Genomic DNA, 11,741 nt, shown 5'->3' with positions numbered 1-11,741 from the left:
GGATGTCAGTTCGCTGGGGGGCGCCAGGTGACGCCACCAAGCAGCTGGCCGGCGCCGAGCCAGGCGACGTTCATCATCCGGGTGGCGGTCCTCTCCGGCTCGGCGTCGGGGTGGTCGGCGAGCCAGTCGCCCAGCGACTCCGACGCGCCGACCAGGGCGTACGCGACGACCTCCAGCTCGGTCTCGGCCACCTCGCGCCCCTCGGCGCGCAGCGCGTGGTCCAGCATGCCGGCGACCACCCCGACCAGCCGGGCGCGCATGGCGGCCAGCTCGGCGGCGAACGGCTGGGAGCCCCGGGCCTGCCGGTAGAGCACCTTCCAGCCGTCGCGGTGCGCGCCGACGAAGCCGAAGAAGGCGCGCAGCCCGCGCCAGAGCCGCTGGTCGGCGGGGAGGTCGGGGGCGGCGGCGCCGGCGATGGCCTCCATCATCCGGGCGGTCTCCCGGTGCAGGCAGGCGACGAAGAGCTCTTCCTTCGTGCCGAGGTACGCGTACACCATCGGTTTGGAGATGCCGGCGTCGTCGGCGATCTCGTCCATGCTGGCCGCGTGAAAGCCACGGCGGGAGAAGACCCGGACGGCGGCATCGAGCATCTGCTGCTCGCGGATGGCCCGAGGCAGGCGTTTGAAGGTGGGTGTGCTGGACACTCTTGTCAGCATACCTACTCGCACGTAAGGTTACGCCTGAGTAACCACTCACACCCCCGGAAGGTGCAACCCCATGACTGACTTCGACCCGGCCAACTTCGCCAACGTCGGCCCCAAGGAGTTCGCCCAGCTGGTCAAGTCCACCCCGGACAGCAAGATCGCCGAGGTGATGTCCGGCGACCTGCGCGGCAAGATCCTCAGCGAGGTCTTCGGCCGGATGCCGCAGCTGTTCCGCGCCGACCGGGCCGGTTCCACCAACGCCGTCATCCACTGGAACATCACCGGCCGGCCCGACGGCGGCTCCGACACCTACGAGGTGGTCATCGCCGACGGCACCTGCACCGTCAACGAGACCCCGCAGCACGACCCGAAGCTCAGCCTGACCATGGGCCCGGTCGAGTTCCTCAAGATCGTCTCCGGCGGCGCCAACCCGGTCATGATGTTCATGACCGGCAAGCTGAAGGCCAAGGGTGACCTGGGCCTGGCCGCCAACATCGCCAACCTCTTCGACATCCCCAAGGCCTGACATGGTCGAGTTCTCGCTTGACCTGACCGAGGAACAGCGGGATCTCCGCGACTGGGTGCACGGCTTCGCCGCCGAGGTCGTGCGCCCGGCCGCTGCCGAGTGGGACGACCGGGAGGAGACCCCCTGGCCGATCATCCAGGAGGCGGCGAAGGTCGGCCTGTACGGGTTCGAGTTCCTCGCCACCTGCTGGGCCGACCCCACCGGCCTGTCCCTGCCGATCGCCAGCGAGGAGCTGTTCTGGGGTGACGCCGGCATCGGGCTGAGCATCTTCGGCACCTCCCTCGCGGTGGCCGCCATCTACGGCGCGGGCACCCCCGACCAGCTCGTCGAATGGGTGCCGCAGTGCTTCGGCGACATCGACTCCCCGGCCGTCGCGGCGTTCTGCACCAGCGAGCCGGAGGCCGGCTCGGACGTCGGCGCGATGCGCACCCGCGCCGTCTACGACGAGGCCGGCGACGAGTGGGTGCTGCGCGGGCAGAAGGCCTACGCCACCAACGGCGGGATCGCCGGGGTCCACGTCGTCACCGCCTCCGTCGAGCCCGAGCTGGGCTCGCGCGGGCAGGCCGCGTTCGTCGTACCGCCGGGCACACCGGGGCTCAACGCGACCCGCAAGCTGCGCAAGCTCGGCCTGCGCGCGTCGCACACCGCCGACGTCTTCCTCGACGAGGTACGCGTACCCGGGCGATGCCTGCTCGGCGGCAAGGAGGCCCTGGACGAGCGGCTGGCCCGAGCCAGGTCCGGACAGCGGGCCTCCGGCCAGGCGGCGATGCGGACCTTCGAGCTGTCCCGGCCCACCGTCGGCGCCCAGGCACTCGGTGTCGCCCGGGCCGCGTACGAGTACGCCCTGGACTACGCCAAGGACCGGGTCCAGTTCGGACGACCGATCATCGCCAACCAGGCGGTCGCGTTCGCGCTGGCAGACATGAAGATGGAGATCGACGCGGCCCGGCTGCTGGTCTGGCGGGCCTCCTGGATGGGGCGCAACAACCGTCCCTTCGCCGCCGGTGAGGGCTCGATGTCCAAGCTCAAGGCCGGTGAGGTGGCCGTCTCGGTCACCGAGAAGGCCGTCCAACTGCTCGGCGGAGCCGGCTTCCTCCGTGACCACCCGGTCGAGCGCTGGTACCGGGACGCGAAGATCTACACCATCTTCGAGGGCACCTCCGAGATCCAGCGGCTGGTCATCTCCCGCGCCATCTCCGGAATGCAGATCCGCTGAGCCGTCACCCTCGGTGCCGGCACCAGCACCAGCGGCGGTGCCGCCCGTCCACGGATTGGGAGGGCGTCGCTCGCCGGGGCATGATCGAACGGTGAACCGCCGGTGCGGGGCTGCGCGCAGCCCCGCACCGCACCTCGCCCCGAAGGAGGCCCGCCGCATGGACCTGCCGTTCGTCGTGGCCACGCTGACCAAGCGCGGGCTGCTCACCCCCGGCCGGCCGATCCGGGTCGCCTCGCAGCTCGGCGCGCTACGCAAGTGGGGCTGGAGCATCACCGGCGAGCTGCGCCAGGCCGCCGCACGGGACCCGGGCCGGGTGGCAGTGATCGACGACCGTGGCGAGCTGACCTACCAGGAACTGCTGGATCGGGCCGAACGGTTGGCCCGCACCATGCGCAGCGCCCTCGGCGTGCAGGTCGGGGACCGGGTCGGGCTGCTCTGCCGCAACCACCGCGGGCTGATCGAGGGAATCGTCGCCGCCACCGTGCTCGGCGCGGACGCGGTGCTGGTCAACAGCGGGCTGTCCGCCGCGCAACTCGCCACCGTCACCGAGGAACAGCGCCTGCGGGTCCTGGTGCACGACGACGAGTTCGCCGAACGGGTCATCGGCCTTCCCGCCGAGGTGCAGCGGGTCGACGAACGCCGGCACGAGGAGCTGATCGCGGCCGCGCTCCCCGGCGAGCTGCAACCACCCGAGCGGGACGGCCGCACCATCGTCCTGACCTCCGGCACCACCGGCGCACCGAAGGGCGCCCGCCGCCCCACCCCCAACGGCTTCGGACCGCTGGTGTCCATCATCGACCGAATCCCGCTGCACACCCGGGACACCGTGCTGATCGCCGCGCCGATCTTCCACACCTGGGGGTTCGCCGCCCTCCAGGTCTCCTTCGCGCTGCGCGCCACCGTTGTCCTACAGCGACGGTTCGATCCCGCGGCCACGCTGGAGGCGCTCGCAACCCACCAGTGCCAGGCGCTGTTCGCCGTACCCGTCATGGTGCAGCGACTGCTCGACGTGCCGCCGCCGGACCCACGGCCCCCGCTGAAGGTGGTCGCGGTCAGCGGCTCGGCGCTGCCCGGCGGCCTCGCGCCCCGGTTCATGGACAGCTACGGCGACGTCGTCTACAACCTGTACGGCTCGACGGAGGTCTCCTGGGCCTCCATCGCCACCCCCGCCGACCTGCGGAAAGCCCCCACCACCGCCGGCAGGCCGCCGCACGGCACCCGCCTGGCCATCCTCGACGACGACGGCCAGCCGGTGCCCCACGGCCAGGTCGGACGGATCTTCGTGGGCAACGAGATGCTCTTCGAGGGCTACACCTCCGGCGCGAAGCGGGAGACCCGCGACGGGCTGCTCGACACCGGCGACCTGGGGCGGATCAACGCCGACGGCTTGCTCTTCGTCGACGGGCGGGCCGACGACATGATCGTCTCGGGCGGGGAGAACGTCTTCCCGTCCGAGGTGGAGGACCTGCTCGCCGGCCTCCCCCAGGTACGCGAGGCCGCCGTCATCGGCGTCCCCGATCCTGAGTACGGGCAGCGCCTCGCCGCGTTCCTCGCCCTGCACCCCGGCGAGACCCTGGACCCGGAGGCGGTCCGCGAGTACGTCCGGCACTACCTGGCCCGGTTCAGCGTGCCCCGGGACGTGGTCTTCGTGAAGTACCTGCCGCGCAACGCCACCGGCAAGGTGCTCACCCGCGAACTGCGCCGCTACTACGGCTGACCGGGGTTCACCACCCCCGCTTCCCGTGCGTGTCCCGGCGGCGGAATCTCACCGACGCCCGCGACCGGTCTCGACCCACGGTCCGTTTCTGCGCCGGCGGCAGGCGCGGGCCGACGGTTACCGCCTGCCGGCCGGCATCGTCGTCGCCGGGTGCCGTCCGCCCGGGTAGCCACCTTGACAGGTTCACAAAAGCTTAGGTTAGCCTAACCTTATGACTGACGGACCGGCGTCGAGCAATGGCGCGCAGAGCCTCTGGGGTGTCGATCTCCACCTGGGCTATCACGGGGTGGCCGTGGTGCAAGGGGCGACGATCACCCTGCGACCCGGCACCGTGACCGTCCTGGTGGGCCCGAACGGTAGCGGGAAATCCACCTTGCTGCGGGCACTGGCCCGGCTGCATCCGATCGCTGCCGGCGCGGTACACCTCGCCGGAGGCACCGCCGCAGCCGGCCTGCCAGCCAAGGAGTTCGCCCGCCGGGTCACGCTGCTCGCGCAGAGCCGCCCGGTGCCCAACGGGGTCACCGTCCGTGATGTGGTCGGGTACGGCCGCCATCCGTACCGGGGTCGCTGGCGCGCGGACGACCGGAATGGTCCCGCCGCCATCGCACGTGCCATGGACGTCACCGGCGTCGCCTCGATGGCCGACCGCCCGGTCGACGAGCTCTCCGGCGGCGAGTTGCAGCGGGTGTGGCTGGCCACCTGCCTGGCGCAGGACACCCCCGTGCTGCTGCTCGACGAGCCCACCACGTTTCTCGACCTGCGGTACCAGGTGGAGATCCTCGACCTGGTCCGGGACCTCGCCGACGATCACGGCGTCGCGGTCGGTGTCGTGCTGCACGACCTCAACCAGGCTGCCGCGGTGGCCGACGAGGTGGTGCTGCTGCACGACGGCCGGGTCCGCGCCACCGGCGCCCCGGCCGGGGTCTTCACCGAACAGGCCCTGACCGAGACCTACGGCATCCGCATCGAGGTCACCACCGATCCCGACAGCGGACTCGTGACCACCCGACCCGTGGGGCGCCACCTGACCCGCATCCCGGCCTGAACAAACCACTCGCACCTCGTCAGAAAGAACATCATGACCCGTACCCGTGTCACCCTCGTCGTCGCCGCGGCTGCGCTGCTGCTCAGCGCCTGCGGCACCACCGAGGACACCGCGCCCCCCGAGACCTCCGCCGCCGCCGCCGGCGGACCGGTCACCGTCACCGACAGTCGCGGCAAGGAGATCACCCTCAAGTCCCCGGCGACCAGGGTGGTCGGCCTGGAGTGGGGCGAGGTCGAGATGCTGGTCAGCCTCGGCGTCATGCCCGTCGGCGTCGCTGACCCGAAGGGGTACGCCACCTGGGTCAGCGCCGCCAAGCTCGACCCGAGCGTCAAGGACGTCGGCACCCGCGGCGAGCCGAGCGTCGACTCCATCGTCGCCCTCCAGCCCGACCTGGTGGTGATGGAGGACGACCGGGGCGCCAACCTCGTCGCCCAGCTCGAGAAGTACGTACCCGTGGTGGTCGCCAAGGGCAGCGACGCGTCGGACAACCTCGGCCGGATGCGTACGGACCTCACCATGATCGCCAAGGCGGTCGGCAAGACCACTGAGGCCGAGAAGCTGCTCGCCGACTTTAAAGCCGCCCTCGCCGACGGCAAGAAGAAGATCTCCGAGGCCGGTGCAACCGGTAGGCCGTTCGCCATCGCCGACGGCTGGAAGGAGGGCAGCACCGTCAGCATCCGAATGTTCGGTCAGGGCGCCCTCGTCTCCCAGGTCGGCATCCAGCTCGGACTGACCAACGCCTGGACCGGTAAGACCGACGAGGTGTGGGGCCTGGGGCAGACCGACGTCGAGGGCCTGACCGCGCTCAAGGACCCAAACCTGCACTTCTTCTACAACGCCTCAGATGGCACCGACGTCTTCGCCGACGGCCTGGCCAGCAATGCCATCTGGAAGTCGCTGCCCTTCGTCAAGCAGGGCAACCTGCACCGGATGCCCGACGGTCTCTGGACCTTCGGCGGTCCGCTCTCCGGCAAGCAGTACATCGACCAGCTCGTGAAGACCTACACGGCGTGAGTGTGCTGGCCGCACCCCCGCACCCGGAGCCGGACGTCCGGCCGGCTCCGGGTGGGATCCTTGCCTCGACCCGTGTTGTCGGGGTCTTCGTCGCCGTGATCCTGCTCCTGCTGGTGGTCGGGGCGGTGCACCTTACCCAGGGCACGTCCAGCGTCGGCACCCTCGACCTCTTGCGGCTCACCGTCGGCACGGACGACGAAGCGGCCCGGATCCTGGTCGCCGCCCGGCTGCCGAGGCTGCTGGCCGGATTGGCCATCGGCGTCGTGCTCGGCTTCGCCGGCGCTGCCCTGCAGTCGATCGCCCGCAACCCGCTGGCCTCCCCGGACACTCTCGCCGTGAACGCCGGCGCCCACCTGGCCATCGTCGCCGTCGCCTCGTTCGGCGTCGCCCTACCCGCCCTACCCGCCGGTGGCCTCGCCTTCTGCGGCGGCCTCGCCGCCGCTGGCCTGGTGATGGCCATGTCCGGCGGGGGACAGTCGGGCACCACCCGCCTCATCCTCGCCGGCTCGGCGACCGCGCTGGCGCTCAGCTCGGTGACCATGCTGCTGCTCTTGCTGTTCGAGCAGGCCACCATCGGCCTGTTCGCCTGGGGCAACGGATCGCTGGTGCAGAGCGATTTGGTCGCGCTGACCCAGCTCGCCCCGGTGATGGCCGGCGCCGTCATGGCGCTGATGCTGCTCGGGCACCGCCTCGACGTCCTCGCCCTCGGCGACGACACCGCCACCATACTGGGCATCGACGTGCGTCGTACTCGACTGGTCGTCACCGTGCTGGCCGTACTGTTGTCGGCCGCCGCGGTCACGCTCACCGGACCGGTCGGTTTCGTCGGCCTCTGCGCACCGGTGATCGTCCGGTTGCTCGCCCCCGTGGTGCCCGGGGTGCACCGGCACCGGCTCCTGTTGCCGCTATCCGGCCTCGCCGGGACGCTCATCGTGCTCGGCTCGGACGTGCTGCTTCGCGCCATCATGGGCGGGCAGGCAGGCGTGGACATCCCCACCGGCGTGGTCACCACCCTGTTCGGCGCGGCCGTCCTGATCTGGCTTGCGCGCCGGCACCGCGACGCGGGACCCACCCGCCGCCCGCCGGCCGGACGCGCAGCGGTCCGCTCGGCGGCCTTCCACCGTACGGTGGTCGCCGCAGCCGCCGTGATCACTGTCGCGGCCGTGGCGGTCGGCATGCTCGTCGGTGACACCTGGCTGCTGCTCGGTGACATCGCCAACTGGCTGAACGGGACCACCGGGCCGGGGTACACCTTCGTGCTGGACCAGCGGTGGCCGCGGGTCGCGGCGGCGGTGCTGGCCGGCGCGGCCCTGGCCGTCGCCGGCACCACCGTGCAAGCGGTCTGCCGCAACCCGCTCGCCGAACCGGGCATCCTCGGCATCACCGCCGGCGCCGGCCTGGGCGCCGTCGCGCTGCTCACCTTCGTCCCGCTGGCCGGCGTCTGGGCGGTCTCTGGCGTCGCCGGCCTCGGCGCGATGCTGGCGTTCGCCCTGGTCTACGGCGTCGCGTGGCGGGGGGGCCTCAACTCTGACCGGTTGGTGCTGATCGGCTTCGGAGCCTGGCAGGGCGGCATGGCGGTGATCACCTTCCTGATCGTCGCGTTCGACCCGTGGAACACCGGCAAGGCCCTGACCTGGCTGTCCGGCTCCACCTATGGCCGCACCGCCATTCAGGTGCTGCCAGTGGTGATCGCCCTGGTGGTGCTCACCCCGGCCGTCGTTGCTGCCCGGCGGGAACTGGACCTGCTCGCCCTCGACGACGACACCCCCCGGGTGCTCGGCGTCCGGCTGGAACGAACCAGGCTGGTCGTCCTGGGTGCGGCGGCCCTGCTCACCTCCACCGCGGTCTCCGCCGTCGGCGTGATCGGCTTCGTCGGTCTGGTGGCACCGCACATGGCCCGTGCACTCGTCGGGAGCCGGCACGCCCGGGTGCTCCCGGTCGCCGCCCTGATCGGCGCCGCGTTGGTCAGCATCGCCGACACCCTCGGTCGCACCGTCATAGCCCCGGCCCAGATTCCCGCCGGTCTGGTCACCGCCATGATCGGCACCCCGTACTTCGTCTGGTTGCTGTGGCGCTCGCGCGTTACAGCGACCACCGCCCGGTAGCACGCCCGGCCCGAGCATCAAAGAGGCAGCATGACCGAGAACCTGACCGTCGCCCCTTGGCGGCTGTTTGCTGTGGAGGTCCGGGCGGTACGCCGGCTCAGCCCGTCGTTCACGCGGGTCACGTTCACCGGACCCGATCTTGACCGCTTCGCCGACAACGGCTACGACCAGCGAATCAGGCTGGCACTGCCGCTGCCGGGTCAGCGTGGGGCGCACCTGCCCGACGGTCCGGACTGGTACGCGAAGTGGCGGGCCCTGCCGGAGCATGAGCGCAACCCGTTGCGTACCTATACCGTCCGCGCGGTCCGCTCGCAGGTGTCCGAGGTCGATGTGGATCTGGTCCTGCACGGCGACGGCGGCCCAGCCACCCGCTGGGCTCGGCGAGTGGGCCTCGGTGATGAGATCGCCATCCTCGGGCCGGACGCCGGCTACGGCGGGGACCACGGCGGGGTCGAGTTCCGACCCCCGTCGACCGGCCGCCTGCTGCTAGCCGGGGACGAGACGGCCGTGCCGGCGATCAGCGGCATCTGCGAACGCCTCCCACTCGATGCGTGCGGCACAGTCCTGCTGGAGGTGCCCGACGCCGGCGACCTGCTGCCGCTGGTCACACCCCCGGGGATCAAGGTGGGCTGGCTGCCCCGGGGCGCGGGCGGGCACGGCAGCCGACTGGTGCCGGCCGTCGCCGCCGCGGCGGAGGACCTGCTGACCGGAGGTGCACCGGTGGACGCCCGGCACATCACGGACGTGAACGTGGACACCGAGCTCCTCTGGGAGGTGCCGGAGGAGGTCCCAGCTGTGCCGCTGTACGCGTGGATGGCGGGGGAGGCGGGCGTCATCCGTACCCTGCGTCGGCACCTGGTCGCCGAGCGGGGCCTCGACCGGCGCGCGGTGGCCTTCATGGGCTACTGGCGACTCGGCCGCGCCGCCACCACGTGATCCAATCGGTTTGACGCCTCTCCGCAGGCCGCAAGTAGAACCCAACCCACCCGAGTTACACCGTCAACTTGATCCGCATCTGAAGCTGCGATCGATCAGGGTCCGGGATCCCGTCAGTGTTGCCCGCGACCGCTCCCGGCGTGACAGCGATCGCCTGCGATTCGCAGATTCACCGATGGTGTCCCGGCCCGGTGCGGAATATTGACCCGGTTTGCGCAGGCTGGGCCACCCCGACTACGGGACACCACCACCCCCGTGGCAGTTGAAGAGCTCTCAGCTCCACCCGGCACCGGTTCTCGCAAGACCATGCCGGTCAGTCGGGAACGGCGATCCGGCTCTCGACCGCTGCGGCGGCGATGTCGGAGCGGTGGTGCGCGCCGGCCAGCTCGATGCCGCGTACCAGGGCGTAGGCGGCGTCCCGGGCGGCGGCCAGGTCCGGGCCGGTGGCCGTACCGCAGAGCACCCGGCCCCCGGCGGAGCGCAGGGTGCCGTCGGCGTCCCGGCGGGTGCCGGCGTGGATGACCCCGGCGCGGTCCGCGCCGGTGATCACGTCACCGGTACGCGGCTTCGCCGGGTACCCCTCGGCGGCGACCACGACGGTGACCGCCGCGCCGTCGCGCCAGCGCAGCGGCGGGTGCGCGGCCAACGTGCCGGTGGCGGCGGCGTGCAGCAGCCCCGCCAGCGGCGTCTCCAGCAGGGCGAGGACGACCTGCGTCTCCGGGTCACCGAAGCGGGCGTTGAACTCGATCACCCGAGGGCCGGCCGCGGTGAGCGCCAGCCCGACGTAGAGCAGGCCGGCGAAGGGGATGCCCCGGTGGCGCATCTGCGCCAGCGTCGGGTGCACGACGTCGGTCATCACCTCGTCGACCAGGTCCGGCGGCGCCCACGGCAGCGGCGCGTACGCCCCCATGCCGCCGGTGTTCGGGCCGGTGTCGCCGTCGCCGACCCGCTTGAAGTCCTGCGCCGGGAGCAGCGGCACCGCCGCCTCCCCATCGGTGACCACGAAGAGCGACACCTCGGGCCCGGACAGGTACTCCTCGATCACCACCCGGCCGCACTCGCGTGCGTGCTCCAGCGCGATCGCGCGGTCGTCGGTGACCACCACGCCCTTGCCCGCGGCCAGCCCGTCGTTCTTCACCACGTACGGCGGGCCGAAGTCGTCCAGGGCCTCGGCGGCGCTCTGCGGGTCGGTGCAGGTGTGGGCCCGCGCGGTGGGCACCCCCGCCGCCGTCATGATCTCCTTGGCGAAGGTCTTGGAACCCTCCAGCCGGGCCGCTTCGGCGGACGGGCCGAACACGGCGATGCCCTTGGCGCGCACCGCGTCCGCGACCCCCGCGACGAGCGGCGCCTCCGGGCCGATCACCACCAGCTCCGCCCGCAACTCCACGGCGAGCGCCGCGACCGCGGCCGGATCGGCGGTGTCCACCTCCCGCAGCTCGGCGACGGAGGCGATACCGGGGTTACCCGGCGCCGCCACCAGCATCTCCACGGACGGGTCGTCAGCGAGCCCGAGGGCGAGGGCATGCTCCCGCCCGCCGCCTCCCACAAGAAGTACGCGCACGACCCCGCATCCTACTGCCCCGAGCCCCACGCCGGTTGATCATGAGGTTGGCGGCAGCCGGTGAGATCAACCGCGTCGGCAACTTCGTGATCAACCGGAGTGGGGGTGGTCACTCCACCGGCCAGAGCAGGCAGAACGGTTTGCCGGCCGGGTCGGCGTAGACGCGCCAGTTGTCGCCGGCACCGGGCAGTCGCCGTGCGCCGATCGCGAGCGCCGCCCGCTCCGCGGCCTCGACGTCGTCGACCGTGACGTCGAGGTGGAACTGCTGCGGCTGAGCCGGAACCGGCCACTGCGGCGAGGTGTAGCTCTCCACCTGCTGAAACAGGATCGGCCGCGCGCCCTCCTCGCCGATCATCGCCATGCCGTCGCCCTGGTAGGTGATCGGCTTGCCGAGCAGTTCGCTGTAGAACGCGGACAGCTTCTCGGCGTCGGGGCAGTCGAGCATGACACCCATCAGCGTGGTCCTCGGATCGTCGGCCTTGAGGCACAGGTCGAACGGGTGGCCGGCCGGGTCGGCGAGGGTGTGCCAGGTCTCGTTCTCCCGGAGCAGGGTCGCGCCCAGGGCCACGGCCCGCGCGGTGCCCTCGGCGAGATCGGGCACCCGCAGATCGAAGTGCGCCTGTTGCGGGTACGCCGGATCGGGCCAGCGCGGCGGCACATGGACCGGCGCGTACTGCAGGCCGATGCGCCAGCCGTCACCGGTGGTCATCGTGATCCACTCGTCGTCGGCATAGGCCTGGGTCCAGCCGGCGAGCCCGGCGTAGAAGGCGGACAGGCCCACGATGTCGGCAGCGTCCACGACGACGGTCTTGAGTTCTCCGATCATGCCCTGACCCTGCCAGGCCCCACCGACATCCGGCGGTCGACCCGGAGGGCGCAGCGCACGCCGTCCTGCGCGGCGGCGATTCGGCAGCACCTCTGCCCGCCCCATGACCCACAGCAGACCCCGTCCACACCCCCCTGTCTGTCTCTTATAC

Annotated in this window: 10 protein-coding genes; 7 read left to right on the top strand and 3 right to left on the bottom strand. The window is 71.7% G+C overall.

Annotated features, from left to right (window positions below):
- Positions 1 to 5 precede the first annotated feature (5 nt).
- Positions 6 to 644 carry a TetR/AcrR family transcriptional regulator gene (locus E1182_RS24790; RefSeq protein ID WP_207921506.1) on the bottom strand — a complete coding sequence of 213 codons (639 nt, stop codon included), beginning with the start codon at positions 642 to 644 and terminating at the stop codon, positions 6 to 8.
- A 73-nt stretch (positions 645 to 717) separates the two neighbouring features.
- Between E1182_RS24790 and E1182_RS24785 the strand changes: the two genes are divergently transcribed.
- From E1182_RS24785 to E1182_RS24755, 7 genes are all read left to right on the top strand, one after another.
- Complete coding sequence (locus tag E1182_RS24785; RefSeq protein WP_132269543.1) at positions 718 to 1,170, top strand: SCP2 sterol-binding domain-containing protein; 453 nt, start codon at positions 718 to 720, stop codon at positions 1,168 to 1,170.
- A gap of 1 nt (position 1,171) precedes the next feature.
- The gene (locus E1182_RS24780; protein WP_132269541.1) at positions 1,172 to 2,386 is read left to right on the top strand and encodes an acyl-CoA dehydrogenase family protein; all 1,215 of its coding nucleotides are present in this window, start codon (positions 1,172 to 1,174) and stop codon (positions 2,384 to 2,386) included.
- Between the two features lie 157 nt (positions 2,387 to 2,543).
- Positions 2,544 to 4,103, top strand: coding sequence for an AMP-binding protein (locus E1182_RS24775; RefSeq protein ID WP_132269539.1), 1,560 nt, complete (start codon positions 2,544 to 2,546; stop codon positions 4,101 to 4,103).
- 211 nt (positions 4,104 to 4,314) lie between these two features.
- Positions 4,315 to 5,148, top strand: a complete 834-nt coding sequence (locus E1182_RS24770) for an ABC transporter ATP-binding protein (RefSeq protein WP_132269537.1) — start codon at positions 4,315 to 4,317, stop codon at positions 5,146 to 5,148.
- A 33-nt stretch (positions 5,149 to 5,181) separates the two neighbouring features.
- Positions 5,182 to 6,162 carry an ABC transporter substrate-binding protein gene (locus E1182_RS24765; RefSeq protein WP_132269535.1) on the top strand — a complete coding sequence of 327 codons (981 nt, stop codon included), beginning with the start codon at positions 5,182 to 5,184 and terminating at the stop codon, positions 6,160 to 6,162.
- A 5-nt stretch (positions 6,163 to 6,167) separates the two neighbouring features.
- Positions 6,168 to 8,267, top strand: a complete 2,100-nt coding sequence (locus tag E1182_RS24760; protein ID WP_371687603.1) for an iron ABC transporter permease — start codon at positions 6,168 to 6,170, stop codon at positions 8,265 to 8,267.
- A gap of 30 nt (positions 8,268 to 8,297) precedes the next feature.
- Complete coding sequence (locus E1182_RS24755) at positions 8,298 to 9,203, top strand: siderophore-interacting protein (RefSeq protein ID WP_132269533.1); 906 nt, start codon at positions 8,298 to 8,300, stop codon at positions 9,201 to 9,203.
- A gap of 313 nt (positions 9,204 to 9,516) precedes the next feature.
- Here E1182_RS24755 and purD read toward each other — a convergent pair whose 3' ends face one another.
- Both purD and E1182_RS24745 read right to left on the bottom strand, forming a co-directional pair.
- Entirely contained in the window at positions 9,517 to 10,764 is a 1,248-nt protein-coding gene (gene purD, locus E1182_RS24750; RefSeq protein WP_132269531.1) for a phosphoribosylamine--glycine ligase, read from the bottom strand.
- A 109-nt stretch (positions 10,765 to 10,873) separates the two neighbouring features.
- On the bottom strand, positions 10,874 to 11,590 hold the full coding sequence (locus E1182_RS24745; protein ID WP_132269528.1) for a VOC family protein: 717 nt from the start codon (positions 11,588 to 11,590) through the stop codon (positions 10,874 to 10,876).
- Positions 11,591 to 11,741: the final 151 nt, after the last annotated feature.

This window comes from Micromonospora sp. KC721 (assembly GCF_004348355.1).
Lineage (GTDB): Bacteria > Actinomycetota > Actinomycetes > Mycobacteriales > Micromonosporaceae > Micromonospora.
The sequence above is the reverse complement of the archived record's forward strand: the minus strand, read 5'-3'. Positions and strand labels throughout refer to the sequence as shown.

What these genes read in the sequence shown, in the direction of transcription:
- E1182_RS24785 (WP_132269543.1), top strand. Translation starts at nt 718, where the DNA reads ATGACTGACTTCGACCCGGCCAACTTCGCCAACGTCGGCCCCAAGGAG.
- E1182_RS24780 (WP_132269541.1), top strand. Translation starts at nt 1,172, where the DNA reads ATGGTCGAGTTCTCGCTTGACCTGACCGAGGAACAGCGGGATCTCCGC.
- E1182_RS24775 (WP_132269539.1), top strand. Translation starts at nt 2,544, where the DNA reads ATGGACCTGCCGTTCGTCGTGGCCACGCTGACCAAGCGCGGGCTGCTC.
- E1182_RS24770 (WP_132269537.1), top strand. Translation starts at nt 4,315, where the DNA reads ATGACTGACGGACCGGCGTCGAGCAATGGCGCGCAGAGCCTCTGGGGT.
- E1182_RS24765 (WP_132269535.1), top strand. Translation starts at nt 5,182, where the DNA reads ATGACCCGTACCCGTGTCACCCTCGTCGTCGCCGCGGCTGCGCTGCTG.
- E1182_RS24755 (WP_132269533.1), top strand. Translation starts at nt 8,298, where the DNA reads ATGACCGAGAACCTGACCGTCGCCCCTTGGCGGCTGTTTGCTGTGGAG.
- E1182_RS24745 (WP_132269528.1), bottom strand. Translation starts at nt 11,590, where the DNA reads ATGATCGGAGAACTCAAGACCGTCGTCGTGGACGCTGCCGACATCGTG.